The organism is Pseudomonas sp. TE3644, from assembly GCF_056278815.1.
Map to the genome: position 1 here is coordinate 5,555,414 of NZ_JBWBQF010000001.1, position 24,571 is coordinate 5,579,984.

Consider the following 24,571-nt stretch of genomic DNA (forward strand, 5'->3'; position numbering starts at 1 on the left):
GATTACTTCTTCTTGCGAACGTGCAGTACCAGGTTATGGTCAACCAACTCATAACCATGACGCTCAGCAATAGCGTGCTGCAGTTTCTCGATTTCCTCGTCGACAAACTCGATCACTTCGCTGGTGTCCACATCGACCATATGGTCGTGGTGGCCGTTGTCTGCCAGCTCGAACACGGCATGGCCGCCATCGAAATTATGGCGCACCACCAGGGAAGCAGCTTCGAACTGGGTCAGTACACGGTAAACCGTGGCCAGGCCCACATCTTCGCCTGCTTCCATCAGCGCCTTGTAGACATCCTCGGCGCTCATGTGGCGTTGCTCTGCAGCGTCAAGCATTTGCAGGATCTTGACTCGAGGCAGGGTCACCTTGAGGCCGGCTTTTCGTAACTCGCTATTTTCAACCATGGTCAGCTTTCTCGCCGATGCTGCTTCGCAGCTTCTCTTAATGCGGGTATGATCGGGGTTTACGTTGTCCCAGCCAAGATAGTGGAAGTCGCCCACCGATGCAAAACACCAAGCACTTGCTTTTCAGCCTCACCTTCGTGGGACTGCTCGCACTCGCCGGTTGTTCATTCCCCGGGGTTTACAAAATCGACATCCAGCAGGGCAATGTCGTCACGCAGGACATGATAGACCAGTTGAAGCCGGGAATGACCCGCCGACAAGTACGGTTTATCATGGGCAACCCTCTGCTGGTCGATACGTTTCATGCCAATCGTTGGGATTACCTCTACAGTATCCAACCAGGTGGCGGCGAACGCCAGCAGGAACGGATGAGCGTTTTCTTCAATGACAACGACCAGTTGGCCAGCCTGTCCGGCGACTTCATGCCGGGCGTGAGCAAGGACCAATCCATCCTCGGCGCGCCAAGCGCCGCACCGGCCGCAGCCCCAGTGGACAACGCTGCGCAGCCGGCCAAGGAAGCACCGGTCAAGCCGGGCTCTACCCTGGACCAGATCCAGCGCAGCGTCGACGACGTGAAAGTGGTGCCGGTGCCAACGCCTGCCCCGATTGAAGCCAACCCGCAGTAATCGATTGGTACAAAAAAGCCCCGGCCTCTTCAGGAGCCCGGGGCTTTTTTTCATTCAGGCGTTGCGTAATCGGGCGGCTTCTGCGGCCTTGGCTGCGCGCAATCGTCGCACCTCTTTTGGGTCAGCGATCAACGGGCGGTAGATCTCGATGCGGTCACCCTCCTCTACCGGGCGCCCCAAATCAGCGACTACCTTCCCGAAAATGCCCACCGGGCAGGCCTGCAGATCAAACTCGGGGAATTGCCCGGCAATCCCCGATCGCTCCACCGCCTCGCGCACCGAACAACCGACTGGCACCTGCACGCTCAGCAGCACCTGACGATCGACGGCAGCAAAGACCACCTCGACGTTGATGGCTGGCTCAGCCATACAGCTGCTTGGCACGCTGGCAGAACGCATCCACCAGGGTATTGGCCGCCTGATTGAACAGCGGGCCCAAGGTGGCACGTACCAGGGCGCCCGCATAGTCGAAGGACATGTCCAGGCTGATCTTGCAGGCCTTGTCACCCAGCGGCTTGAACACCCACAAACCATGCAACTGGGTGAACGGGCCTTCCTCGAGGTTCATTTCGATGGTCTTGCCCGGCACCAATACATTTCGTGTGACAAATTTCTGAGACAGCCCACCCTTGGCCACTTCCAGGCTGGCGCGCATGGAGGTATCGGTGGCTTCGATCACGGTGCTCGACGAACACCACGGCAGGAAGTCCGGGTAGTGCGCCACATCGTTGACCAAGTCATACAAGGCCTGCGCGGGGTAAGGCAACAGGGCCGAACGTTGGATATGCGTAGTCATGAGTGCGTCATTTCCTCCGGTGCCTATCAGTCGACAGCTACAAGGCCCAGGTGATCAAAAAAGATCGCGCATTGTCCGGGATTCACCGCACAGGCTCAAGCACGTAGCTACACCGTAGCCGACAACGTCGCGACTGCCTATAATGCGCCCCCTATGGCCAAACAAAAGAAACACCCCGAAGGGACTATCGCGCAGAACAAGAAGGCGCGACACGATTACTTCATCGAGCACAAGTTCGAGGCCGGTCTGGTCCTGTCCGGTTGGGAAGTAAAAAGTCTGCGTGCCGGCAAGGCGCAGTTGATCGACAGTTACGTCCTGCTCAAGGATGGCGAAGCCTGGCTGCTGGGCAGCCATATCACGCCCTTGACCGCGGCTAGCACACACGTCATCGCTGACCCGGTTCGTACCCGTAAACTGCTGCTGAACAAGCGCGAGCTGGAAAAACTGTTCACCCTGGTGCAACAGAAAGGCTATGCGTGCGTGGCGCTGTCCATGTACTGGAAGCAGCACCTGATCAAGTGCGAAATCGCGCTGGGCAAGGGCAAGAAGGAATACGACAAGCGCCATACCGAGCGCGAGCGTGATTCGGACCGCGAATTGCACCGCGCCGTGCGCACCAAGGGCAAGGACGACTAAGGTTGCGGGGTTGTGGTGAGGCTGCCGGCCTCATCGCGAGCAAGCTTTGCTCCCACAGGCGTACACCTCAGGTGTGGTTAGCGCTGTGGGAGCAAAGCTTGCTCGCGATGAGGCCCTCAACCCCAACCGCGATCAAAGCCCCTTGCGCCGCTCTGCCCGCGCCACGCGCTGCACCTGCTGCCTGACTTCATCCAGCACTTCCTGCACATACAGGATGTGCCGGCTGGAGATCTCTCGGGCGTCTTCGGCACGCCCCTCGATAATGGCCTGGTACAACTCGCGATGCTGGCTGATCAGCATGTCGCGGGTTTCGCTGCGCTGCTCGTACATCCCACCAATGTTGATTACCACGTTGCGCTTGAGCAGGTCGAACAGCCCGCGAATGGTGTGCAGCAGCACCGCGTTATGGCTGGCCTCGGCAATCGCCAGGTGGAAGTTGGCATCCGCCGCCCCCTCCTCCGCACGGGTCACCTTGTCTTCCCGCGCGTAGCAGTCGAGCAACGCGTCGAACGCCACCTTCAATCGCTCGCGATCCAGCTCGGTGGCACGCTTGGCCGCATAGAACGCGCATGACGCCTCCAGCGTGTGGCGAAACTCCAGCAGATCGCGCTGCGACTCGGGGTTGCTCTCCAGCAACTGCATCAGCGGGTCACTGAAGGTCGACCCCAGCGATTCCACTACATAGTTACCACCACCCTGCCGGCTCATCAGCATGCCCTTGGCCACCAGCTTCTGGATGGCCTCGCGCAGCGACGGCCGCGACACGCCGAACTGCTCGGCCAACGCCCGCTCTGCCGGCAACCGCTCGCCGGCACGCAGGGTGCCTTCCAGAATCATGCCTTCCAGCCGCTCGACAATATCGTCGGACAGACGACGCTGCCGCACCTGATCAAACGCCATCACCACCTCTCCACCCATCGAACTGCGACCAAAGTTGCACGGTGACAAATTGACACACCGCCAACAGGGGTTTTAACCTAGCAACGCTGCATTGTAAATTGGTATTACCAATTTGCCAATAGCCGCGAAGTGCCTGACCAACAACAATTAGGGGCCACCCCACATGCAAACCTGGCAACAACTCTACAGCCCGCTCGGCAGCCTTGGCCTGTCGGCGCTCGCCGCTGTCATCCCGATCGTATTCTTCTTCCTCGCCCTGGCCGTGTTTCGCCTCAAAGGCCACGTGGCGGGCAGCATCACCCTGGTATTGGCGGTGCTGGTGGCGATCTTCGCCTTCGGCATGCCCACCGACATGGCCCTGGCCGCGGCCGGCTATGGCTTCCTGTATGGCTTGTGGCCCATTGCCTGGATCATCGTGGCAGCGGTGTTCCTGTACAAACTGACGGTGAAAAGCGGTCAGTTCGAAATCATCCGCAGCTCGGTACTGTCGATCACCGACGACCAGCGCCTGCAGGTGCTGCTGATCGGTTTCTGCTTCGGCGCCTTCCTGGAAGGCGCGGCCGGTTTCGGCGCACCGGTGGCCATCACCGCTGCCCTGCTGGTAGGCCTGGGCTTCAACCCGCTGTACGCGGCCGGCCTGTGCCTGATCGCCAACACCGCGCCGGTCGCCTTCGGCGCCCTGGGCATCCCGATCATCGTCGCCGGCCAGGTCACCGGCATCGACGCCTTCAAGATCGGCGCCATGGCTGGCCGCCAACTGCCGTTGCTGTCGGTGTTCGTGCCATTCTGGCTGGTGTTCATGATGGACGGCATGCGCGGCGTGCGCGAAACCTGGCCCGCCGCCCTGGTGGCCGGCGCCAGCTTCGCCATCACCCAGTACTTCACCTCCAACTTCATTGGCCCGGAGCTGCCCGACATCACCTCGGCGCTGGTCAGCCTGATCGCGCTGACCCTGTTTTTGAAAGTGTGGCAACCGCACCGCAGCGCCGGCGACCACATTGCCGGCACCGCCGACGGCGCGGCCGCCGTGGCCAGCGTCGGCGGCTTCGGCAAGCCGCGCAGCCAAGCGGTATCGCCCTACAGCTTTGGCGACATTCTCAAGGCCTGGTCGCCGTTCCTGATTCTCACCGTGCTGGTGACCATTTGGACACTGAAACCCTTCAAGGCACTGTTCGCCGCCGGTGGGGCGATGTACTCGACCGTGTTCAGCTTCGCCGTCCCGCACCTGGACCAACTGGTGATCAAGGTGGCGCCGATCGCTGCCGCGCCTACCCCGATTGCCGCCGTGCTCAAGCTGGACCCGATCTCGGCCACCGGTACTGCCATCTTCCTCGCCGCCCTGGTGTCTATGGCGGTACTGAAGATCAAATCCAGAATTGGTATGACCACTTTCTTTGAAACGCTGTACGAACTGCGTTTGCCCATCCTGTCCATCGGCATGGTGCTGGCCTTCGCCTTCGTCACCAACTACTCGGGCATGTCGTCGACCATGGCCCTGGTACTGGCGGGCACGGGCGCGGCGTTTCCGTTCTTCTCGCCGTTTTTGGGCTGGCTGGGCGTGTTCCTGACCGGGTCCGACACCTCGTCCAACGCCCTGTTCAGCTCGCTGCAGGCCACCACCGCGCACCAGATCAACGTCAGCGACACCCTGCTGGTGGCGGCCAATACCAGCGGCGGCGTGACCGGCAAAATGATCTCGCCGCAATCCATCGCCGTGGCCTGCGCCGCCACCGGCCTGGTGGGTAAAGAGTCGGACCTGTTCCGGTTCACTCTCAAGCACAGCCTGTTCTTCGCCACCATCGTCGGCCTGATCACCCTGGCCCAGGCGTACTGGTTCACCGGCATGCTGGTGCATTGATGCGGCACACACCCGGAGACGACGCCTGATGAGCGAGCTTTTCTACAACGCCGTGCCCAACGCCACCCGCGTGGCCCCGCCTATCCCGGCGCCACGTAGCTACCCGGCCAGCAAACCCGCGCGGGTGCACCTGTTCGGCACCTGCGTGGTCGACCTGTTCTACCCCGAAGCCGGCATGGACGCGATCCGCCTGCTGGAACGCGAAGGCATTCGCGTCGACTTTCCCCCAGGCCAGACCTGCTGCGGCCAACCGGCCTACACCAGCGGCTATACCGATCAGGCGCGGGAAGTGGCACGCGCGCAGCTGAAACTGTTCGCCGGCGACCAGCCCGTGGTGGTGCCGTCCGGCTCCTGCGCCGGCATGCTGCGCCAGCACTACGCCGACCTATTCAAGGGCGAACCCGACATGCTCAAACAGGTGCAGTCCCTGGCCGAACGCACCTATGAGCTGGCCGAATTCCTGCTGCACGTGTGCAAAGTGCAACTCAAGGACAGCGGCCAACCCGTGAAGGTAGCGCTGCACACGTCCTGCTCGGCCCGCCGGGAAATGAACACCCACCTGCACGGCCGTGCCCTGCTGGCGCAATTGGCCAACGTCGAGCGTGTGGAGCACAGCCACGAAAGCGAATGCTGCGGCTTCGGCGGCACCTTCAGCGTGCGCATGCCGGATATTTCCGGCGCCATGGTGGCCGACAAAACCCGCAACCTGAAGGACTCCGGCGCGCACCAGGTGCTCAGCGCCGACTGCGGCTGCCTGATGAACATCAACGGCGCCCTGGAAAAACAGCGCGAAGCCCTGCGCGGCCAACACCTGGCCAGCTTCCTGTGGCAACGTAGCGGAGGTAGCCGATGAACTCCCAAGCCCGCATTCCTACCGTCGAAATCGAAGAAGACTTCCGCGCCCGCGCCCACACCGCCCTGGGCGACCAGCAACTGCGCAACAACTTCCGCAAAGCCATGGATTCGCTGATGACCAAGCGCGCCGTGGCCTTCGCCGACCCCGACGAGCGCGAGCAACTGCGCGCCCTCGGTAACGCCGTGCGCGCCCGCGCCCTGTCCAAGCTGCCCGAACTGCTGGAAACCCTGGAGCGCAACCTCACCCGCAACGGCGTCACCGTGCACTGGGCCGAGACCACGGGCGAGGCCAACGCCATCGTCCAGTCGATCATCGATGCCCACGGCGCCCGCCAGGTGGTGAAAGGCAAGTCCATGGTCAGCGAAGAAATGGAGATGAACCACGCGCTGGAGGCCCAGGGCATCGAGTGCCTGGAGTCCGACATGGGCGAGTACATCGTCCAGCTCGACCACGAAAAACCCTCGCACATCATCATGCCGGCCATCCACAAAAACGCTGGCCAGGTCGCCTCGCTGTTCCACGACAAACTCGGCGTGGAGTACACCCAGGACGTCGACCAACTGATCCAGATCGGCCGTAGCGTGCTGCGGCAGAAGTTCTTGGAAGCCGACATCGGCGTGTCCGGCGTCAACTTCGCCGTGGCCGAAACCGGCACCCTGCTGCTGGTGGAAAACGAAGGCAACGGCCGCATGTCCACCACCGTGCCGCCAGTGCACATCGCCGTCACCGGCATCGAAAAAGTCGTGGAAAACCTGCGCGACACCGTGCCCCTGCTATCACTGCTGACCCGCTCGGCGCTGGGCATCCCGATCACCACCTACGTCAACATGATCAGCGGCCCACGCAAGGCCGACGAGCGCGACGGCCCCCGGGAAGTGCACCTGGTGCTGCTGGACAACGGCCGCAGCCAGGCCTTCGCCGACAGCGAACTGCGCCAAAGCCTCAACTGCATCCGCTGCGGCGCCTGCATGAACCACTGCCCGGTGTACACCCGCGTCGGCGGCCACACCTACGGCGAGGTCTACCCCGGCCCCATCGGCAAAATCATTACCCCGCACATGGTCGGCCTGGCCAAGGTGCCCGACCACCCCAGCGCCTCGTCGCTGTGCGGCGCGTGCGGTGAAGTGTGCCCGGTGAAAATCCCCATCCCGGCCATCCTGCGCCGCCTGCGCGAAGAAAACGTCAAAGCCCCCGACAGCCCCCATCCAGTGATGCGCGGCCAAGGCAGCAAATACTCGCGCAAGGAACGCCTGATCTGGAACGCCTGGGCCGCCCTCAACCGCTCGCCCGTGCTATACCGGCTGTTCAGCTTCTTTGCCACGCGCCTGCGCAACCTTGTGCCCGGCAACGTCGGCCCCTGGACACAAAACCACAGCGCACCGAAACCCGCCGCCCGGTCGCTGCACGACATGGCCCGCGAACACCTGGCCCAGCAGGGAGACCGCCGATGAACGCCAAGCACAACATCCTCGCCAAACTGCGCAAAAGCCTGGAAGGCACCACGCCGATTGTGGATAACTTCGACGAAGGCCTGGTCACCCGGCCGTGGACTTATGCACAGGGCGAACGCGTGGCCCAACTGCGCAAACTGATGGAAGCGGTGCACACCGAGATCCACCTCACCACTGACGCCGCCTGGCCCGCGCTGCTGGCGCAACTGCTGCGCGACCGGCAAACGCCCGACCTGCTGATCGCCCCCGGCACCGCCCACGGCCAGCGCGTGACCGCCCAATGGCAAGGCCAACAAGACCTGCCCACGCTCAAGGCCTACGACCGCCCCGTGGAAGAATGGAAAGCCGAACTGTTCAACGACACCAGCGCCAGCCTGACCAGTACCCTGGGCGCCATCGCCGCCACCGGCAGCCTGATCGTATGGCCAACCCGTGAAGAACCGCGCTTGATGAGCCTGGTGCCGCCCGTGCATTTCGCCCTGCTGAAAGCCAGCGAAATCCACGATAACTTCTACCAGGTACAACGCCAGTTCAACTGGGCCGGCGGCATGCCCACCAACGCCCTGCTGATCTCCGGCCCGTCGAAAACCGCCGACATCGAACAAGTGCTGGCCTACGGCGCCCACGGCCCCAAAGACCTGGTGGTGCTGATCCTGGAGGACCAATGAGCCTGCCCGCTGCCTTTGTGCGTGAAGCCTGCCAACTGATCCCGGCTGCACGGCGCTTCGACGACCCCACCTCCACCCTGGCCTTCGGTACCGACGCCAGCTTCTACCGGCTGATCCCCAAGCTCGTGATCCGCGTGGAATCCGAGGACGAAGTGGTGGCTCTGCTCAAACTCGCCCACCGCGAACACGTGCCGGTTACCTTCCGCGCCGCCGGCACCAGCCTGTCCGGCCAGGCCATCAGCGACTCGGTATTGATCGTGCTGGGCGACAACTGGAACGGCCGCGAAATCCGCGGCCAGGGCACGCAGATCCGCCTGCAACCAGGCGTCATCGGCGCCCAGGCCAACGCCTGGCTGGCGCCGTTCGGGCGCAAGATCGGCCCCGACCCGGCCTCGATCAACGCCTGCAAAATCGGCGGCATCGTCGCCAACAACGCCAGCGGCATGTGCTGCGGCACCGCACAGAACACCTACCACACCCTGGCCGGCATGCGCCTGGTACTGGCCGACGGCACCCGCCTGGACAGCGAAGACCCGGCCAGCGTCGCCGCCTTCCGCCACAGCCACTCAGCCCTGCTCGACCGCCTGGCCGAACTGGGCCGCGAGACCCGCGCCAACGCCGAACTGGCCGCGCGAATCCGCCACAAATACCGTCTGAAAAACACCACCGGCCTGTCACTCAACGCCCTGGTCGACTATGACGAACCGCTGGACATCCTCAGCCACCTATTGGTCGGCTCCGAAGGCACCCTGGGCTTTATCAGTGCCGTCACCTACGACACCGTCATCGATCACCCTTTCAAGGCCTCGGCGCTGATCGTGTTCCCCAACGTGGAAACCTGCTGCACCGCCGTCACCGTGCTCAAAACCCAGCCCGTAGCCGCCGTGGAACTGCTGGACCGCCGCAGCATGCGCTCGGTGCAGGACATGAAAGGCATGCCCGCCTTCGTCCGCGAACTGTCCGACGGCGCCTGCGCCCTGCTGATCGAAAGCCGCGCCGCCAGCCAGGCCCTGCTGCACGAACAACTCGCGCAAATCATGACCGCGCTGGCGACCTTCCCCGTGGAGCGCCAGGTCGACTTCAGCGAAGACCCTGTGGAAAACGCCCGCCTGTGGGCCATCCGCAAAGACACCTTCCCCGCCGTCGGCGCCGTGCGCCAGACCGGCACCACCGTCATCATCGAAGACGTGACCTTCCCCGTCGAACAACTGGCCATCGGCGTCAACCGCCTCATCGCGCTGTTCGACAAACACCACTACGACGAAGCCATCCTGTTCGGCCACGCCCTGGAGGGCAACCTGCACTTCGTCTTCACCCAGGGCTTCAACAACCCCGAAGAAGTGGCGCGCTACCAGGCCTTCATGGACGACGTAGCGCACCTGGTGGCCGTGGAATTCGGCGGCTCGCTGAAAGCCGAACACGGCACCGGCCGCAACATGGCGCCCTTCGTCGAACTGGAATGGGGCCACGACGCCTACCAGTTGATGTGGCAACTCAAACGCCTGCTCGACCCCACCGGCATCCTCAACCCTGACGTAGTACTGAGCACAGACCCACAGATCCACCTGAAAAATCTCAAGCCTCTGCCCGCCGCCGACGCCATCGTCGACAAATGCATCGAATGCGGCTTCTGCGAACCGGTATGCCCGTCCAAAGGCCTCACCCTCAGCCCGCGCCAACGCATCGTGATGTGGCGCGACATCCAGGCAAAAAAACGCGCAGGCCTCGACACCACCGCCCTCGAGCGCGACTACCAATACCAGGGCATCGACACCTGCGCCGCCACCGGCCTGTGCGCCCAACGCTGCCCCGTGGGCATCAACACCGGCGAACTGGTAAAAAAACTGCGCGCCCGCACCGCCACCAACCTCAAGGCCGCCACCTGGCTAGGCAACCACTTCGCCACCGCCCTGCAAGGCGCCCGCTTCACCCTGCACGTCGCCAACGGCGCCCGCATGCTACTCGGCGCCCCACGCCTGGCCAGCCTGTCCGCGCGCCTCACCCGCGCCAGCCAAGGCCGCGTGCCACAATGGACCCCGGCCATGCCCCAGCCGGAAAACGCCATCCGCATCCCCCCACAGGTCACCGACGCCCGCCCGCGCGTGGTCTACCTGGCCGCCTGCGTATCGCGCGTCATGGGCCCCGCCGCCAGCGACCGCGAACAAACCTCCCTGCTCGACAAAACCCGCGCCCTGCTGGAAAAAGCCGGGTACCAGGTCATCTTCCCCGCCGACCAGGACAGCCTCTGCTGCGGCCAACCCTTCGCCTCCAAAGGCTACGCCGAGCAAGCCGAACACAAACGCCAGCAACTCATCGCCGCCCTGCTCACCGCCAGCCGCGGCGGCCTGGACCCCATCTACTGCGACACCAGCCCCTGCACCCTGCGCCTGGTGCAAGACCTGGCCGAAACACGCCTCGACCTTTACGACCCGGTACGTTTTATCCGCACCCACCTGCTGGACAAACTGATCTTCACCCCGCAAGACACCCCCATCGCCGTGCACGTCACCTGCAGCACCCAGCATCTGGGCGAAAGCCAGGCACTGATCGACCTGGCGCGGCGCTGCAGCACCCAGGTGGTGATACCCGAAGGCATCCACTGCTGCGGATTCGCGGGGGACAAAGGCTTCACCACCCCGGAGCTCAACGACCATGCCCTGCGCACGTTGAAGGATGCCGTGCAGTACTGCGAAGAAGGCATCTCCACCAGCCGCACCTGTGAAATCGGGCTGAGCAGCCACAGCGGCATCGACTACCACAGCCTGGTTTATCTGGTGGACCGTGTGACGCGGGCGGTTTAGATCGGTGGTGGCTGGTTCCCGGGCAGAGCCCGGTCCTACACCGATCGCGGCAGTGGTGTCAGGGACGCAAAGCTATCCGCTTTTGGTAGCAACGCAGGTCTACCGATGAAATACCAAAGGCGGATTGCTTTGCCTAACTGACACCACTGCCGCGACCGGTGTAGGACCGGGCTCTGCCCGGGAACCATTCACCGCCGAAGTATTCAGTTGCAATTGAAATGGCTTTTTCCCACTATCCCCGCGCAAATATTTCGAACCCCTCACATCCCCCAAAGTCCATCTATCAAGGCCTGCTAAAAAGGCCCAACCGCTCGGTGCCTGAGCCATTCACGGTCGGCGCTGCCGAGTCTTCCACGTCGAGGAGACTTACCATGAAACGCATCACCCTGACTGGCCTGTGCATGGCCGCCGCCCTGATGACCTCCCACGCCTTCGCCGCCGACGACCTGTGCGCCGCCAACCTGCAGAAAATCGACGACCAGGACAAAACCGCCGGCAGCGCCTCCGCGCAGATCATGGAAGCCAACAAGGAAGACATCCAGAAAGCCCAGGCAGCCCAGAGCAGCGGCGACAAAGACAAGTGCATCGCCCTGTCCACCCGCGTGCTGCAAGAGTACGAAAAGGCCAACAACAGCGACGGCAAAGGCCAGTAACAGCTTCAAGGATGACAGACGGTCGACTCACGGCGCGTTTTGCCGTACACTGACCGTCTTGCTCGCTAACGCGGGCAGGCAAGAGCAGAAAGCGGGGCCGATTAGGATTCGACGCCGGTAACGAAACTCTAGGTGCATGCCGAGTGGGTAACAGAACTCGTAAATCCACTGTTGCAAACTTTATAATTGCCAATGATGACAATTACGGGGAATTCGCTCTCGCCGCGTAAGCGGTGTTAGCTTTCCCTTCTGGTAGCTTCGGCTCCAGCAATCGTTAGAGGATGTCTGTAAACTCGAAGCGATTGTCATATAGAACAGAATCGTCGCCTAGTACGTTGTGGACGAAGCGCCTAAAACTTACACAACTCGCCTGAAGCACCCTGCCCGTCGGGCGGCCGAGGGTTAACTTAGTAGACACGGCTAAGCATGTAGAACCGACAGCGGAGTACTGGCGGACGGGGGTTCAAATCCCCCCGGCTCCACCAAACAAAGCGTCACGAAAAAGGCACCTCTAGCGGGTGCCTTTTTTTGTTTCCAGGGTCTTCACTACCCCTCCATTTCCCGCCAGAGATCGCCCCCATGCTCCAAGAACGCCTGGACCTGTTGAAGCTTGCCAAGCCTGTACGCAACCAGATCGATGACCTGGTGCGCGCGTTGAATGCGGCGAGCACACGGGCGGACCTGGAGCGCGAAGCGGAAATGCAGATCGCCCTGATCGGCGAGTTGGAAAGTGGGCGCAAGGTCAAGCCTGCGGATGTCGAAACGCTGTACATCATCTTCGATGATGCAGTGCAAGAACGACTCCAGGCCCTCCAAGCCTAAGCCCCCTCCCCCCCTGTGGGACCGGGCGAAGCTCGGGAAAAAGCCACCCCACTCCCCCAGCCAAGCGCCCCGTAGCCGCTGCCGCAGGCTGCGCTGGCCCTCAAAACCACTAACCCCCCCCCAAAGCCTGCGAAAACGCCCGCCCCAGCTCACCCCCCCCGCCAGACGGAAAAGCCCTGGCAATTTCCCCCCAAATACATAGCGATACCGAAGCCAGCGGCTGGACAAAGTGCTCGGCGGGAACCTGGCCGTGGTGCTGGAGGCCTTGAATGAAAACTTGTGGGCACAAACAGGATGACGCCGATTCTGATTGCTGGGTTGGCCACCGTACTCGTTCATGAGGGATAATGCCCCCTACTACACGACTTATCGACCGCGACACCTAGAGACGCTTAATGACCCTTGCCGAGCTTCATCAGATCCTTGCCCGTGGTGAGGACAGTCGCCATCAGTTCAAGCGCGATTTCAACAATATTGATGCCTTGACAGCCGAGTTGGTGGCGTTCGCCAATACGTCCGGTGGCTATCTGATAATCGGCGTAGAGGACTCAGGGGAGTTTAGCGGGCTGAGTAGTACCGACATTGGGCGACTCAATCAACTGCTCTCCAATGCGGCCTCCCAGAACGTCCGCCCGGCGATCAATCCATTGTCCTGCAACATTCAGACCGAGCACGGACTGGTCATGGTGGTGACAGTAGAACAAGGGCTTAACAAACCCTTTGTCGATAGCCAGGGTCGCATCTGGGTAAAAAACGGCTCCGACAAGCGTCGGGTCACAGCCCGTGAAGAACTGCAACGTTTGTTCCAGCAGGCCGGGCTAGTGTGTGCCGATGCGGTACCAGTGAGGGGCAGCAGCGTAGCGGACATCGACGCGAAGGCGCTTGGCGAGTACTTCCAACATCGCTTTCGGCAAAGCCCTGAGCAGACTGGTTTAGAAACCATCCGTATCCTGGAAAATCTCGGCCTCGCCAGCGACGGCACACCCAATTTGGCCGGCTTGCTGCTCTTCGGCCAGGCGCCACAACGTCTGTGCCCGGCGTTCGATATCAAGGCCGTGGCGTTTCCGGGCACAGTTCTGCATGACCGACACTATCTAGACAGTGAAGATATCGACGGTAACCTGCAGGAGCAGTACCGACGCAGCCTTTCTTTCATAAAGCGCAACCTACGCCACGTGCAGCGCCAGCAGGGCTTCAACTCCCTCGGCCAGCTGGAAGTGCCGGAGGAGGTATTTGAAGAACTGCTGGTCAATGCCCTGATCCACCGCGACTACTTTGTCAGCGCCTCCATCCGGATCATGATCTTCGCCGACCGCATCGAACTGATCAGCCCCGGGCATCTGCCTGATGTGCTCGATACCGATAAAATTCGATTCGGCCTGTCCAACCGTCGTAACCCGACGCTCACTTCGCATGCAGTGCACATTCTCCCCTACCGCGGTTTGGGCACCGGCATCCCGCGCGCTATCGATGCTTGGCCAATGATCCAGCTGGAGGACGACCGGCAGAGTAATCAGTTCAAGGTGGTGATTCAGCGCGCCGTTGAAAAAGGGCCTCTTTCGGGCCCAAGTGGGGACCAAGTAGGGACTAAGTCGGGACCAAGTAGGGACCAAGTAGGGACTGAGTCCGCTGCCGAAGGGGAGCAATCCGACCCTCGCCTGCCCTTGCAGCAAGAGCAGGTAACGCTGCTGTACAAGATGACAGGCGATCATTCTGCGCCAGAGCTAATGACCTTCGTCGGGCGCAGCAACCGCAGCAAGTTCCGCGAGCAGGTTTTGGCCCCACTACTGGCGCTTGGCGTGGTCGAGATGACCATTCCAAGCAAGCCCAACAGCAGCAAGCAACGCTATCGCCTGACTGCGGCCGGCCGAGTGCTAAAGGCCGAACAACGCTCCTCAAACGACTGAGCCCAGACAACCACTTCCTTGCGCGAGCGCAATCTGGCGCTTTACACACTTCGCCACAGGTCCACCCGTCTTTCATGGGGCTCGTTCAATAGGGAGGATCGAATCCTTGGAGCTGCCGGGCAATTGCGGGGTAGTCGACCTCGTTGTCGACGAAAGCGTCTGAGAGGATCCACCACAGCTTTGTGGGTTGCTGATCGATCAACTGGGGGGCCTCCTAAAAACCCCTGAATGCCAGATCTCCAGGTGTCCACATTCCATAAAACGTGGACACCTGCCCGTAGAGGCTTGAGTACATATCAAGACTTGCGCACAGCTCTCCGCCTACGCCATGAACAAGGCCCACTCCGGAAAATCGTGACAAAGGTCATAGGCTATCGACTTCCCGCACCGCCCTCAAAATCAATCAACCGCCCCACCAACACCTGCGCCGCCTCCATCGCCTGCACTACCGGCCAACGCCAACCCTCCGGCATTAAACCCAGGACTCTCCGTCAGTTCATAAGCCGCAGCCTCCCCCGCCCGAAGCACCTGCGACAAATGCAGAAGCACCTGCTCAGCACTGACATCAGGCCGCACACAAAAAGGGGATGAGGAAAAATGTTGATCCGCAAAAACGTCACTCATGGCACATCTCCGTATTATCAAAGCCAATCCTAGGACCAACCACCCAATCCTTCTCACAGAACTGGGTGGCGGCCGTACGCGGGGTGAGAACCAGGGAAATACGGGAAACCCGGTCGGGCCAAAGCCCGCCCGCGCACGGCTGCCATGAAGCTAAGATGCAGTGAAGGACAGCCTGCTCGACGGCAGGCTGCATTCCAATTTCCGACGGGTTCTCACACCCGAACGCTGATGTTTCAGCGATTCGGCCAGACTAGCATCGGGGGTTGTGAGGGCTCTGTCGGACGTTGCCTATGCTAGCGCACTACGGGGCTGGTACGGCTGTAGGAACCTTCCTAGGGATTTGCAGGAAACGATCACTAACGAGTGGTCGGCTCCGTCATGGCTTGGCCACACTGGATATCGGGGCTGCATATGCGGCCCAGCGCAGCCTGGCGGCAGCGGCTACAGGTCCGGGCTCGGCTACAGTCGCCAGTTGCACCTCATATCACCTTCACCGCCCGCCCAATAAACTGCACCGCCCCCGTAGGCCGCCCCGTCTGCGACCCACCACGCCCCTCCAACGTCAACTCAAACAACTGATTCGCCTCCAACGGCGGCAACTTATCCACAGGCACCGACAGCACCTGCCCAGGCTTCACCAACCCCAACGACACCGGCCCCTGCCAGCCATCCACCTTGGTCCAGAACTGCAGTTCCTTGTCGCTGGGCACCGGCGTGTCCGCCAGCGGTATCAGTTGTATCTCCCGCGTGTCACTGGCCTGCACCACCCACCCCGGCGCCTTGTCCTGCGGGGCCACCAATACAACCAGGTAGTTGGTCGTATGCACGGGCGCCGTTTGTGTCAGCAATAAGCCCCCCAGCACCAGCGTCGCCATCAGCCCCGCCCCCGCCAACCCGCGCCACAGGGGCAACAGGTTCCACCACGAAGCCCGGGGTGCTGGCAGGTCTTCGCGGAACAGGCTGCGTTCGATGCGCCCCCACAACTGGGGCGTCGGGGTGTGTGGTTCTGCCAGTTCGGTCAGGGCTAGCAAGCGACGCTCCCACGCATCGACCGCCATCCGCAGTTCGACATCATGGGCAAGGCGCGCCTCTACCTCGCGACGCTGCTCGGCCGGCAACGTGCCCAGCACGTATTCGCCTGCCAGTTCATCAATTGGGTCTGTCATCCCATGCACTCCCGCAATGCTGCCAGGCTGCGCTTGATCCAGGCTTTGACGGTGCCCAGTGGCGCACCCACTTTCTGCGCAATTTCGGAATGCGAGTAGCCATCCACGTAGGCGTGCAGGATGCAGTTGCGACGCGCAGGGTCCAGGTGTTCGAGGCAGGTGTAGATGCGCCCCGAGCGGGCTTGGTATTCGAAGGTGTCCAGGTGCTCGGCCGTTGCAGTTTCGGCTTGTTCGTCGATGTGCACTTCCCGCCCGTGGTTGCGCACCAAGTTGAGCGCCAGGTGGCGCGTGACGCTGTAGATCCAGCCCCGGGCGGAGCCGCGGGTAGGGTCGAAGCTGCTGGCGCGTGTCCATATCCGCAGGAAGACGTCGTGCAGGATGTCTTCGGCCAGCGCGTTGTCGCGCGCGATGCGTTGGGCGACGCCCAGCAGGCGTGCGCTTTCCTGTTGGTACAGGTCGCGCAGCGCTTGCCGGTCGCCTTGGCTGCACGAGGCCAGGCAGGCTTCGTAGTCGAAAAGGGGCTCGGGTAAGGACACTTTGTTCTGCCGTCGACATGGGCTGGGGTGCTTGGCAGCAGCGTAGACGACTTCAGGCCCGGGGTTGGCTCAATTGGCGGCCCAGAACACGTAGTCCGCCTGGTATTTCACCACTTCGCGGGCGCCTTTGTTGGCGGCGGTGCATTCGGTTTTCGGGGCTACACCGCCTTTGGTGGCCAGGCGCTGGATGTAGCTGACGTTGCTCATGGCGCCTTTGCCCTGGGTGGGGTTGGCTTTGACCAGTTGGTAGGGCAGATCGCCCGGGGCCGAAGGGGCGACGGCCAGTTGGGTGCCGGTCACGTTGGAGCCGTCCTGGGCTTGCCAGGTGGCGGGTGGGCCGAAGTAGGTGCCGATCTGTTTGCCGCTGCGGTCGTTGAGCACGGCTTTGGGGCCCACGAAGAACCATTCGGTCTGGCCGGCGGCGTTGGCCTTGTCGCGGCACTCGTAGGTGATTTCGCCGACGCCTGTGGTTTGCAGGGCGACTTTGTGGCCGTCCGGGACTTTGATGTTTTCCGGCAGGCTGGTTTGCGCGAAGGCGGCGGGGATGGCGGTCATGAGGCAGGTGGCGGCGATGATGCCCACGATATTTTTGCTGTTCATGTGGTGCTCTCCAGGGAGGGGATCAGGTCAGCAGCGTTGGCTACTACCTGTACTACCCGTGGGGAGGCGGATTGGATGCAGGGGGTTGAAGATATTGACTCGCCGTTCGTCGGGGGCGGGCGCAAGTCAAAGCGAGAGGTTCCACACGTCCCCCTGTGGGACCGGGCGAAGCTCGGGAAGCGTACGACTCGGTATGGTTGGTGACCGCTTCCCGAGCTTCGCCCGGTCCCACAAGGGGATCGCGGTACACGCCTGCGCATGGGCGGCCTGAGCAAGGCCGCCCGGCGCGTAGGTCAGACCTGGGCCTGACCACCATCGACGAACAACTCGATACCGTTGACGAAGCTGGCGTCGTCCGAAGCCAGGAACAGCGCAGCGCTGGCGATTTCTTCGGCTTCACCCACGCGGCCCATGGGGATGAGCGAGGCCAGGTAGTCAAGCAGGCCTTGCTGTTGCGCGGCATCCGGGCCGGCCAGGTCCACCAGGCCTGGGGTGCGGGTGGCGCCCGGGCTGATGGTGTTGATGCGCACGTGGCGATCCTTGAGGTCCAGGATCCAGTTGCGGGCGAAGGAGCGTACGGCGGCCTTGGACGCAGCGTACACGCTGAAGGCGGCGGTGCCCGAGCTGCCGGCGGTGGAGCCGGTGAGGATGACCGAGGCGTTCTTGGCCAGCAGCGGCAGGGCTTTCTGCACGGTGAACAGCACGCCTTTGACGTTGCGGTCGAAGGTGTCGTCGTAGTGCTGTTCGGTGATGTCGCCCAGGGGCAGCATCGAGCCGCCGCCGGCGTTGGCGAACAGTACGTCGAGGTGGCCGTGGGCAGCGCCGATCTGGCTGTAGAGGTTGTCCAGTTGCTCCAGGCGGGTCGAGTCGACTTGCACGCCGGTGGCGTTGCCGACAGCGGCGACGGCGGCGTCGAGCTCGGCCTGGCGGCGGCCGGTGATGTAGACGTGGGCGCCTTCGGCGGCGAAGCGTTTGGCGGTGGCCAGGCCGATGCCAGTGGTGCCGCCGGTGACCAGTGCGATTTTGCCTTCGAGTTTGCGAGCCATGATGTTTCTCCAGGTTTGAATCAGTGGGTTGTGTTGCGGTGTGGGAGAAGCATATCGACGGCGGTCATGTTTCAAAATAGAATCATATGAAACTCATCATTGCAGATTTGAAATGAGCAAACTCCCCGATTTCGAAGGCCTGGCCATGTTTGCCAAGGTGGCAGAAGAAGGTTCGTTCGCCGCCGCCGCGCGGGTGATGAGCGTGTCGGTGCCCACGGTGTCGCGTGCGGTGGCGCGGCTGGAGGAGCGTCTGGGTGGGCGGCTGTTCAACCGCACCTCGCGGCAATTGGCGCTGACCGAGTTCGGCGCCAGCATGGCGGCCAAGGCCGGTGACATTTATCGCCAGGCCGAGGAAGTGGAAAGCGAGGCGCAGGAACTGTCGGTGCAGCCCCGTGGCCAGGTGCGGCTGGCGGTGCCGATGTCGTTCGGGCTGCGCTGGGTGGCGCCGTTGATGCCCAAGCTGATGCGGCAGTACCCGGAGCTGTCGGTGGATTTGCATTTGTCCGACGCGTCGGTGGACCTGATCGCCGAGGGCTTCGATGCGGCACTGCGCATTGCGGTGATGCCGGACTCGTCACTGGTGGCGCGACGCATCTGTGCGGTTACGCAGTATCTGGTGGCGTCACCGGCCTACCTGCAAGCCCACGGCACCCCGCAGCACCCGCGAGCGCTGGCGGGCCGGGCGTGCCTGAGTTATGCGTATCGGGCGCGCAGCCAGGTGTGGCGCTTTACCCATGAGGACGGTACGGAAGAAGACGTGGTACCCAGCGGGCCGCTGCGGGTAACCAATTCGGATGCCTTGTTGCCGGCGTTGCTGGAAGGGCTGGCGATTGCCGAATTGCCGGAGTTCATTGCCAGTGAATACCTGGCGGACGGGCGCCTGGTGGCGCTGCTGCCGGAGTGGCACATGGCGCGGGGCGGGCTGTATTTCGTCACGCCGTCGGCGCGTGCGCGACCGGTGAAGATCAAGGCACTGGCGGATTTCTTTGCCCAGCACCTGGCGGAGCCAGCCTGGCGCTGGCCCAGATAGCGACCTCGTCCACCCTGTGGGAGCGGGTTCTACCCGCGAAAAGAACGCCGCGCACCAATGGATAAAACGCGGCGTACTTTTCGCGGGCAGAGCCCGCTCCCACAGGGGAGTGCACGGCTGCCAGGCTTTACCAATCGTACGTCAGCGTGGCGATCACGTTGCGGCGCGGGGCGTAGAAGCATGAGTTGCCGTTGCTGCACGCCACTACGTAGTCCTTGTCGAACAGGTTGCTGGCGTTCAGCGCCACGCGGGTGCCGTGCAGGCTCTGGCTCAGCTTGCCCAGGTCATAGTGCAAGGCGGCGTCTGCGACGGTGACGTTGCCGGTCTTGATGCGGTTGGCGATGGCATTGGTGGAGCTGACACTGCTGCCCCACAGCGAGCCGGTGTAACGCGCGCCCAGGCCCACGCCAAAGCCGTCCAGGGCACCGCCATGGAAGCTGTAGTCGAACCAGGTCGAGGCCTGGTGGCGCGGGGTGAAGGGCAATTCGTTGCCTTTGTCGTGGTTCAGCGCAGTGGTGTTGCCCGATTGGGTCACTTCGCTGTCGGTGTAGGTGTAGGAGGCCAGCCAGCTGAGGTTTTCGTTAAGTACAGCCTTGCCTTCCAGCTCCAGGCCACGGCTGCGCGCCTCACCGATCTGCACGGTGTTGTTGATGTTAAGTGGGTCAGCGGTGGTCAGGTTTTTCTGCGTCAACTGGTAGACCGAGGCGGTGATGAAACTGTCCTGGCCGGGCGGCTGGTACTTGACCCCCGCTTCATACTGCTCGCCTTCGGTAGGTTTGAAGATAGGCGTGGTGGCGCTGACGCTGGTGTTAAGCATCGGGTCGAACGACTGCGAATAGCTGAAGTACGGCATCAGGCCATTGTCGAACAGGTAGCCCAGGCCACCGCGCCACGTGCCTTTTTCATCGTTCTGGCGGATGTAGCGGTCGCTGGGGTTGCTGCCGTCCGGACGGAAGTGGCTGTCGGCATCGGCCCAGTCGTAACGACCGCCCAGGGTCAGGATCCAGTGGTCCAGCTTGATCTGGTCCTGGAAGTACACGCCGGTCTGCTTGAGGGTCTGGTACAGGTCACGGCCTACGCGGGTAGTGCCCTGGGTGCCGTCGGTACCGGCGCCGGTATAGGGGTTCATCGAGGTGTACGTGCCGTTCACCGCGGTGTTCAACAGGCCAGTGCGGCGGTAGTCCACACCCAGCAACAGAGTGTGCTGCAGTTCGCCGGTGTTGAAGTTGGCCTGGGCCTGGTTGTCGACGTTGAAGATCTGCAGGTTGCGTTTGATGTCCGAGGTGGCGCGGGCCAGCAGCGGGCTGGTGGTGCTGACGTAGCCGTTGCCGTAGGCCGAACGGTTCTCCACGTTGACCTTGCTCCAGCGCAGGTTCTGACGCAGGGTCCAGGTATCGTTGAGATGGTGCTCGAACAGATAGCCCAGCTGGAAGCTCTCGCGGCGCAGCTTGTCGAAGTCAGGATCGCCCAGCAAGGTATGACTGCTGATGTGCCCCCACGGCGAGGCATGCAGGCTGCCGCTGGCCGGGTAATACTGCTCGGTAGTGCCGCCCCAGTCGCGCTGGTACTGGGCCAGCAGGGTCAACGAGGTGTCTTCGTCGGGGCGCCAGGTGATGGCCGGGGCGATGAACTGGCGGTTGCTGTCGACGTGGTCGATCTGGGTGCCGCTGTCCTTGACCAGGCCGGTCAGGCGGTAGCTGAGGGTGCTCTGGTCGTCCAGCGGGCCGCCGAAGTCGAAGCCCAGTTGCTTGAGGTCATGGCTGCCACCCTGCACCTGCAACTGGTGCAAGGGGGTGTCGGTGGGCATTTTGCTGGTCAGGTTGATCAGGCCACCGGGGCGGCTCTGGCCGTACAGCATGGAGCTTGGGCCACGCACCACCTCCACGCTTTCCAGGCCGTAGGGTTCGGACATGCTGCCTTGGCCACTTTCGCCGTAAGGCAGCATCAGCCCGTCCTGAAACACATAGGGCGAAAAACCGCGGATGCGGAACTGTTCGCGGGTGTTGTTGGCACCGGTGTACTCGCCGAATACGCCCGGGGTGTAGCGCACCGCTTCACTCACGCCCTGCACGGCCTGGTCATCCATTTGCTTGCGGGTGACCACCGAGATCGATTGCGGCACTTCCACCAGCGGCGTGTCGGTTTTGCTGGCGCCGCGGCTGCGCTTGGCGACGTAGCTGTAGCCGCTGTCGCCGGCGTCGCTCTGGGTAACGCCGTTGATGTTGACCTCGCCCAGGCTGAGCGCGCCCGCTGGCAAGGGCTTGAGGGTCAGCACGCCGCCCGGGGTGCTTTCCAGCCCCAACCCGGACCCTGCCAGGGCGCGGGTCAGCGCCATCTGCGTGGTCATTTCACCCTGCACCGCCGGGGCCTGTCGGCCTGCCACCAGTTGCGGCGAGTAGACGATCTCACTGCCGCTTGTCTGGGCGATACGCGCCAGGGTGGTGGCCAGAGGGCCGGCGGGCAGGTTGAACGCATAGCTGGCCTGGGTCTGCGCGGCAACGCTGGCCGGGCTCACCAGCAGCGGCGCGCCCGACAGCAGCAGGGCCAGGCATAGGGGCGAAAGGGTGAAGCGGGGGCGACGGCGGTACATGACAAGCTCCATTGTGTGTCCGCATTTGGATACGGTTCCTGAGCTATGTGCCGCGAGATCGAAAAAGCGATATAGCCACGGAAAAATAAAATTCACACGGCGTCGACGCTCACCCACCAATCGAAGTAGCGCTGTACCCGCACCGGGGGGGGGGGGGGGGGGGGGGGGGGGGGGGGGGGGGGGGGGGGGGGGGGGGGGGGGGGGGGGGGGGGGGGGGGGGGGGGGGGGGGGGTGGGGGGGGGGGGGGGGGGGGGGGGGGGGGGGGGGGGGGGGGGGGGGGGGGGGGGGGGGGGTGGGGGGGGGGGGGGGGGGGGGGGGGGGGGGGGGGGGGGGGGGGGGGGGGGGGGGGGGGGGGGGGGGGGGGGGGGGGGGGGGGGGGGGGGGGGGGGGGGGGGGGGGGGGGGGGGGGGGGGGGGGGGGGGGGGGGGGGGGGGGGGGGGGGGGGGGGGGGGGGGGGGGGGGGGGGGGGGGGGTGGGGGGGGGGGGGGGGGGGGGGGGGGGGGGGGGGGGGGGGGGGGGGGGGGGGGGGGGGGGGGGGGGGGGGGGGGGGGGGGGGGGGGGGGGGGGGGGGGGGGGGGGGGGGGGGGGGGGGGGGGGGGGGGGGGGGGGGGGGGGGGGGGGGGGGGGGGGGGGGGGGGGGGGGGGGGGGGGGGGGGGGGGGGGGGGGGGGGGGGGGGGGGGGGGGGGGGGGGGGGGGGGGGGGGGGGGGGGGGGGGGGGGGGGGGGGGGGGGGGGGGGGGGGGGGGGGGGGGGGGGGGGGGGGGGGGGGGGGGGGGGGGGGGGGGGGGGGGGGGGGGGGGGGGGGGGGGGGGGGGGGGGGGGGGGGGGGGGGGGGGGGGGGGGGGGGGGGGGGGGGGGGGGGGGGGGGGGGGGGGGGGGGGGGGGGGGGGGGGGGGGGGGGGGGGGGGGGGGGGGGGGGGGGGGGGGGGGGGGGGGGGGGGGGGGGGGGGGGGGGGGGGGGGGGGGGGGGGGGGGGGGGGGGGGGGGGGGGGGGGGGGGGGGGGGGGGGGGGGGGGGGGGGGGGGGGGGGGGGGGGGGGGGGGCATGGTCTGCTCAAGCGCCGCCAGTGCGCGGTCGCTGTGGTCCAGGGAAAACAGCCCGGACACCCGCAGGCGTGCGGCCTGCGGGGTAATGCGCAATACCCCGCGGCGGTAGGGTTGCAGGGCGGTGATGACGTCGCCCAGGGGCCAGTCCACCACGTTGAGAAAGCCATTCTGCCAGCTGCTTTCGTCGTTGCCGGTGGCGGCCAGTGCTTCGATGCTTTGCCCCAGGCGCACACCGTGATCAGCCTTGACCTCCACGTGCTGGCTACCGCCAGGCAGATCGACGGTGACGCTGGAGCGCATCACCCAGACGTGCGCACACTGCACATGGTTGGCTACCATGCACTGGCCGTCGAAGGTCTGCACGCTGCCGAACGGGGTGACGATACGCAGCGGGCGCGGGTCGGCCTGGGCGCTGACGATGAGCTTGCCGCCGCGCAGTACCAGGCGCCGCTCACGGTCGTTGAAATCGATGTCCACCGCACTGCGCGCGTCCAGTTGCAGATGGCTGCCATCCGCCAGGTCACGGGACAGGCGCTCGCCGGTGCCGGTGCGCAGGTCGGCGCCCAGCTCCGCCAACGGCATGCCCTGGCGTGTCAGGGTCACGCCCGTGATACCCACGCCGGCCAGCGCCAGTGCCCCGCGCAGAAAGTGCCGTCGGCTGGGGCGCGGTGCCTGCAAAGCCTGCCGGGCAGGTGCCTCGCGCGTGGTTAGCGGCGCCAGCGATCGATGCAGGTGCTGCTGCACCCGCGCCCAGGCTTGCGGGTGGGCCGGGTCGGCACCCAGCCACCGCTCGAATGCCTGGCGCTCGTTGGCCGGCAAGGGCTCGTCACGCAATACCGCCGTCCATTCAATGGCCTGTTCGAGGGCCGCACGGGGCAGGCTCATGACTCCAGCAACTCGCGGCAGCACAGCTTCAACCCCTTGGCCACGTACTGACGCACGCGGATGGTGGACACGCCGAGCATGGCCGCGATATCGGCGTATTTCATGCCGTCCAACTGGCTGCACAGGAAAGCAGTGCGGGCCCGCGGCGACAGGCCATCGAGCAAGGCATCAATGGCCAGCAACGTGTCCATGGTCAACGCCCGCTCTTCAGGCGACGGTTCGACGGCCTCGGGCTGCAGCGCCAATGCCTGCAGATAAGCGCGCTCCAGGTCACGGCGGCGCCAGGTGTCGTACATCAGCCGCTTGGCGATGGTAGTCAGCAGGGCCCGGGGCTCACGAATGGCCTCCGGCGCCGGCAGCGCCACCACCTGCATGAACGTCTCGGCCGCCATGTCCGCAGCGTCATGCTGACAGCCCAGGCGCGCCCGCAACCGTTGCACCAGCCAACCGTGATGGTCACCAAACAAACAGTGCAACACATGACGTCTCAGATCGGGGGCGCTGAAGGCGGGTGTCGGGGGCATAGGGGAGGACCGCAGCGATTTAATGAAAACCATTATCAATTGTTGGCAGCGCCGATACAACTGCAAAACATTCTCAGCAGCGATCGCGTATGACTGGCTTTCAAGCGCACTTTTACAGCCTGCGGTCGAACGACCCCGGCCCC

General features: G+C 64.2%; 23 protein-coding genes, 1 other RNA gene and 1 pseudogene. 12 read left to right on the forward strand and 13 right to left on the reverse strand.

Annotated features, from left to right (window positions below; genetic code table 11):
- Nucleotides 1-2 precede the first annotated feature (2 nt).
- On the reverse strand, nucleotides 3-407 hold the full coding sequence (gene fur, locus ACZ9GA_RS24560) for a ferric iron uptake transcriptional regulator (RefSeq protein WP_455922539.1): 405 nt from the start codon (nucleotides 405-407) through the stop codon (nucleotides 3-5).
- A 98-nt stretch (nucleotides 408-505) separates the two neighbouring features.
- Between fur and ACZ9GA_RS24565 the strand changes: the two genes are divergently transcribed.
- Nucleotides 506-1,033, forward strand: a complete 528-nt coding sequence (locus tag ACZ9GA_RS24565) for an outer membrane protein assembly factor BamE (protein WP_457360175.1) — start codon at nucleotides 506-508, stop codon at nucleotides 1,031-1,033.
- Nucleotides 1,034-1,087: 54 nt separating this feature from the next.
- On the opposite strand, the gene ACZ9GA_RS24570 is transcribed toward ACZ9GA_RS24565, so the two are convergent.
- Both ACZ9GA_RS24570 and ACZ9GA_RS24575 read right to left on the reverse strand, forming a co-directional pair.
- The gene (locus ACZ9GA_RS24570) at nucleotides 1,088-1,402 is read right to left on the reverse strand and encodes an RnfH family protein (RefSeq protein WP_457360174.1); all 315 of its coding nucleotides are present in this window, start codon (nucleotides 1,400-1,402) and stop codon (nucleotides 1,088-1,090) included.
- Nucleotides 1,395-1,829 (reverse strand): type II toxin-antitoxin system RatA family toxin, encoded by a 435-nt coding sequence (locus tag ACZ9GA_RS24575; RefSeq protein ID WP_027981860.1) that lies wholly within the window; start codon nucleotides 1,827-1,829, stop codon nucleotides 1,395-1,397. The genes ACZ9GA_RS24570 and ACZ9GA_RS24575 overlap by 8 nt, the downstream gene beginning before the upstream one ends.
- A 153-nt stretch (nucleotides 1,830-1,982) precedes the next feature.
- On the opposite strand from ACZ9GA_RS24575, the gene smpB reads away from it, so the two are divergent.
- Nucleotides 1,983-2,465 (forward strand): SsrA-binding protein SmpB, encoded by a 483-nt coding sequence (gene smpB / locus ACZ9GA_RS24580; RefSeq protein ID WP_027981859.1) that lies wholly within the window; start codon nucleotides 1,983-1,985, stop codon nucleotides 2,463-2,465.
- A gap of 132 nt (nucleotides 2,466-2,597) precedes the next feature.
- Here the strand turns inward: smpB and ACZ9GA_RS24585 are convergent, their stop codons facing one another.
- Nucleotides 2,598-3,365, reverse strand: a complete 768-nt coding sequence (locus ACZ9GA_RS24585; RefSeq protein WP_027981858.1) for a GntR family transcriptional regulator — start codon at nucleotides 3,363-3,365, stop codon at nucleotides 2,598-2,600.
- A 163-nt stretch (nucleotides 3,366-3,528) separates the two neighbouring features.
- On the opposite strand from ACZ9GA_RS24585, the gene ACZ9GA_RS24590 reads away from it, so the two are divergent.
- The 9 genes from ACZ9GA_RS24590 (at nucleotide 3,529) to ACZ9GA_RS24630 (ending at nucleotide 14,381) form a co-directional block, all read left to right on the forward strand.
- Entirely contained in the window at nucleotides 3,529-5,223 is a 1,695-nt protein-coding gene (locus ACZ9GA_RS24590; RefSeq protein WP_457360172.1) for a lactate permease LctP family transporter, read from the forward strand.
- Nucleotides 5,224-5,251: 28 nt separating this feature from the next.
- Nucleotides 5,252-6,076 (forward strand): (Fe-S)-binding protein, encoded by an 825-nt coding sequence (locus ACZ9GA_RS24595; protein ID WP_457360170.1) that lies wholly within the window; start codon nucleotides 5,252-5,254, stop codon nucleotides 6,074-6,076.
- A complete protein-coding gene (locus ACZ9GA_RS24600; protein ID WP_457360168.1) occupies nucleotides 6,073-7,530 on the forward strand; it encodes a LutB/LldF family L-lactate oxidation iron-sulfur protein in 1,458 nt (485 codons plus the stop codon). Before ACZ9GA_RS24595 ends, ACZ9GA_RS24600 begins: the two co-directional genes overlap by 4 nt.
- Complete coding sequence (locus tag ACZ9GA_RS24605) at nucleotides 7,527-8,198, forward strand: LutC/YkgG family protein (RefSeq protein ID WP_457360166.1); 672 nt, start codon at nucleotides 7,527-7,529, stop codon at nucleotides 8,196-8,198. The genes ACZ9GA_RS24600 and ACZ9GA_RS24605 overlap by 4 nt, the downstream gene beginning before the upstream one ends.
- Complete coding sequence (locus ACZ9GA_RS24610; RefSeq protein ID WP_457360164.1) at nucleotides 8,195-10,999, forward strand: FAD-binding and (Fe-S)-binding domain-containing protein; 2,805 nt, start codon at nucleotides 8,195-8,197, stop codon at nucleotides 10,997-10,999. Before ACZ9GA_RS24605 ends, ACZ9GA_RS24610 begins: the two co-directional genes overlap by 4 nt.
- 371 nt (nucleotides 11,000-11,370) lie before the next feature.
- Nucleotides 11,371-11,652: a hypothetical protein gene (locus ACZ9GA_RS24615; protein ID WP_457360162.1), complete on the forward strand. Its 282-nt coding sequence runs from the start codon at nucleotides 11,371-11,373 to the stop codon at nucleotides 11,650-11,652.
- Between the two features lie 93 nt (nucleotides 11,653-11,745).
- Nucleotides 11,746-12,137, forward strand: a transfer-messenger RNA (tmRNA) gene (gene ssrA / locus ACZ9GA_RS24620).
- A 94-nt stretch (nucleotides 12,138-12,231) separates the two neighbouring features.
- Nucleotides 12,232-12,474 (forward strand): hypothetical protein, encoded by a 243-nt coding sequence (locus ACZ9GA_RS24625; RefSeq protein WP_457360161.1) that lies wholly within the window; start codon nucleotides 12,232-12,234, stop codon nucleotides 12,472-12,474.
- Nucleotides 12,475-12,869: 395 nt separating this feature from the next.
- A complete protein-coding gene (locus ACZ9GA_RS24630) occupies nucleotides 12,870-14,381 on the forward strand; it encodes an RNA-binding domain-containing protein (RefSeq protein WP_457360159.1) in 1,512 nt (503 codons plus the stop codon).
- Nucleotides 14,382-14,478: 97 nt separating this feature from the next.
- Here ACZ9GA_RS24630 and ACZ9GA_RS24635 read toward each other — a convergent pair.
- The 6 genes and pseudogenes from ACZ9GA_RS24635 to ACZ9GA_RS24660 form a co-directional block, all read right to left on the reverse strand.
- Nucleotides 14,479-14,583: pseudogene (locus ACZ9GA_RS24635) on the reverse strand (DUF7079 family protein); the annotation flags it as partial.
- A gap of 197 nt (nucleotides 14,584-14,780) precedes the next feature.
- Entirely contained in the window at nucleotides 14,781-15,005 is a 225-nt protein-coding gene (locus tag ACZ9GA_RS24640; RefSeq protein ID WP_457360157.1) for a hypothetical protein, read from the reverse strand.
- A 479-nt stretch (nucleotides 15,006-15,484) separates the two neighbouring features.
- A complete protein-coding gene (locus ACZ9GA_RS24645) occupies nucleotides 15,485-16,171 on the reverse strand; it encodes an anti-sigma factor (RefSeq protein ID WP_457360155.1) in 687 nt (228 codons plus the stop codon).
- Nucleotides 16,168-16,707, reverse strand: a complete 540-nt coding sequence (locus ACZ9GA_RS24650; RefSeq protein ID WP_457360153.1) for a sigma-70 family RNA polymerase sigma factor — start codon at nucleotides 16,705-16,707, stop codon at nucleotides 16,168-16,170. Before ACZ9GA_RS24650 ends, ACZ9GA_RS24645 begins: the two co-directional genes overlap by 4 nt.
- Nucleotides 16,708-16,776: 69 nt before the next feature.
- Nucleotides 16,777-17,307: a DUF3455 domain-containing protein gene (locus ACZ9GA_RS24655; protein ID WP_457360151.1), complete on the reverse strand. Its 531-nt coding sequence runs from the start codon at nucleotides 17,305-17,307 to the stop codon at nucleotides 16,777-16,779.
- Between the two features lie 293 nt (nucleotides 17,308-17,600).
- On the reverse strand, nucleotides 17,601-18,353 hold the full coding sequence (locus tag ACZ9GA_RS24660; protein ID WP_457360150.1) for an SDR family NAD(P)-dependent oxidoreductase: 753 nt from the start codon (nucleotides 18,351-18,353) through the stop codon (nucleotides 17,601-17,603).
- Between the two features lie 112 nt (nucleotides 18,354-18,465).
- Between ACZ9GA_RS24660 and ACZ9GA_RS24665 the strand changes: the two genes are divergently transcribed.
- On the forward strand, nucleotides 18,466-19,383 hold the full coding sequence (locus tag ACZ9GA_RS24665) for a LysR family transcriptional regulator (RefSeq protein ID WP_457360148.1): 918 nt from the start codon (nucleotides 18,466-18,468) through the stop codon (nucleotides 19,381-19,383).
- Between the two features lie 127 nt (nucleotides 19,384-19,510).
- On the opposite strand, the gene ACZ9GA_RS24670 is transcribed toward ACZ9GA_RS24665, so the two are convergent.
- From ACZ9GA_RS24670 to ACZ9GA_RS24680, 3 genes are all read right to left on the reverse strand, one after another.
- Entirely contained in the window at nucleotides 19,511-21,973 is a 2,463-nt protein-coding gene (locus tag ACZ9GA_RS24670) for a TonB-dependent siderophore receptor (RefSeq protein WP_457360147.1), read from the reverse strand.
- Nucleotides 21,974-22,065: 92 nt separating this feature from the next.
- Entirely contained in the window at nucleotides 22,066-23,904 is a 1,839-nt protein-coding gene (locus ACZ9GA_RS24675; protein WP_476227669.1) for a DUF4880 domain-containing protein, read from the reverse strand.
- Nucleotides 23,901-24,428, reverse strand: coding sequence for a sigma-70 family RNA polymerase sigma factor (locus ACZ9GA_RS24680; RefSeq protein WP_457360143.1), 528 nt, complete (start codon nucleotides 24,426-24,428; stop codon nucleotides 23,901-23,903). Before ACZ9GA_RS24680 ends, ACZ9GA_RS24675 begins: the two co-directional genes overlap by 4 nt.
- Nucleotides 24,429-24,571 lie beyond the last annotated feature (143 nt).

Excerpts from the sequence above, each read along its gene's own strand:
- ACZ9GA_RS24680 (WP_457360143.1), bottom strand. The coding sequence starts at position 24,428 with ATGCCCCCGACACCCGCCTTCAGCGCCCCCGATCTGAGACGTCATGTG.
- ACZ9GA_RS24610 (WP_457360164.1), top strand. The coding sequence starts at position 8,195 with ATGAGCCTGCCCGCTGCCTTTGTGCGTGAAGCCTGCCAACTGATCCCG.
- ACZ9GA_RS24665 (WP_457360148.1), top strand. The coding sequence starts at position 18,466 with ATGAGCAAACTCCCCGATTTCGAAGGCCTGGCCATGTTTGCCAAGGTG.
- ACZ9GA_RS24630 (WP_457360159.1), top strand. The coding sequence starts at position 12,870 with ATGACCCTTGCCGAGCTTCATCAGATCCTTGCCCGTGGTGAGGACAGT.
- ACZ9GA_RS24565 (WP_457360175.1), top strand. The coding sequence starts at position 506 with ATGCAAAACACCAAGCACTTGCTTTTCAGCCTCACCTTCGTGGGACTG.
- ACZ9GA_RS24595 (WP_457360170.1), top strand. The coding sequence starts at position 5,252 with ATGAGCGAGCTTTTCTACAACGCCGTGCCCAACGCCACCCGCGTGGCC.
- ACZ9GA_RS24585 (WP_027981858.1), bottom strand. The coding sequence starts at position 3,365 with ATGGCGTTTGATCAGGTGCGGCAGCGTCGTCTGTCCGACGATATTGTC.
- ACZ9GA_RS24600 (WP_457360168.1), top strand. The coding sequence starts at position 6,073 with ATGAACTCCCAAGCCCGCATTCCTACCGTCGAAATCGAAGAAGACTTC.
- ACZ9GA_RS24670 (WP_457360147.1), bottom strand. The coding sequence starts at position 21,973 with ATGTACCGCCGTCGCCCCCGCTTCACCCTTTCGCCCCTATGCCTGGCC.
- ACZ9GA_RS24640 (WP_457360157.1), bottom strand. The coding sequence starts at position 15,005 with ATGAGTGACGTTTTTGCGGATCAACATTTTTCCTCATCCCCTTTTTGT.
- ACZ9GA_RS24655 (WP_457360151.1), bottom strand. The coding sequence starts at position 17,307 with ATGAACAGCAAAAATATCGTGGGCATCATCGCCGCCACCTGCCTCATG.
- ACZ9GA_RS24590 (WP_457360172.1), top strand. The coding sequence starts at position 3,529 with ATGCAAACCTGGCAACAACTCTACAGCCCGCTCGGCAGCCTTGGCCTG.
- ACZ9GA_RS24625 (WP_457360161.1), top strand. The coding sequence starts at position 12,232 with ATGCTCCAAGAACGCCTGGACCTGTTGAAGCTTGCCAAGCCTGTACGC.
- ACZ9GA_RS24605 (WP_457360166.1), top strand. The coding sequence starts at position 7,527 with ATGAACGCCAAGCACAACATCCTCGCCAAACTGCGCAAAAGCCTGGAA.
- ACZ9GA_RS24675 (WP_476227669.1), bottom strand. The coding sequence starts at position 23,904 with ATGAGCCTGCCCCGTGCGGCCCTCGAACAGGCCATTGAATGGACGGCG.
- ACZ9GA_RS24575 (WP_027981860.1), bottom strand. The coding sequence starts at position 1,829 with ATGACTACGCATATCCAACGTTCGGCCCTGTTGCCTTACCCCGCGCAG.
- ACZ9GA_RS24615 (WP_457360162.1), top strand. The coding sequence starts at position 11,371 with ATGAAACGCATCACCCTGACTGGCCTGTGCATGGCCGCCGCCCTGATG.
- fur (WP_455922539.1), bottom strand. The coding sequence starts at position 407 with ATGGTTGAAAATAGCGAGTTACGAAAAGCCGGCCTCAAGGTGACCCTG.
- ACZ9GA_RS24645 (WP_457360155.1), bottom strand. The coding sequence starts at position 16,171 with ATGACAGACCCAATTGATGAACTGGCAGGCGAATACGTGCTGGGCACG.
- ACZ9GA_RS24570 (WP_457360174.1), bottom strand. The coding sequence starts at position 1,402 with ATGGCTGAGCCAGCCATCAACGTCGAGGTGGTCTTTGCTGCCGTCGAT.
- smpB (WP_027981859.1), top strand. The coding sequence starts at position 1,983 with ATGGCCAAACAAAAGAAACACCCCGAAGGGACTATCGCGCAGAACAAG.
- ACZ9GA_RS24660 (WP_457360150.1), bottom strand. The coding sequence starts at position 18,353 with ATGGCTCGCAAACTCGAAGGCAAAATCGCACTGGTCACCGGCGGCACC.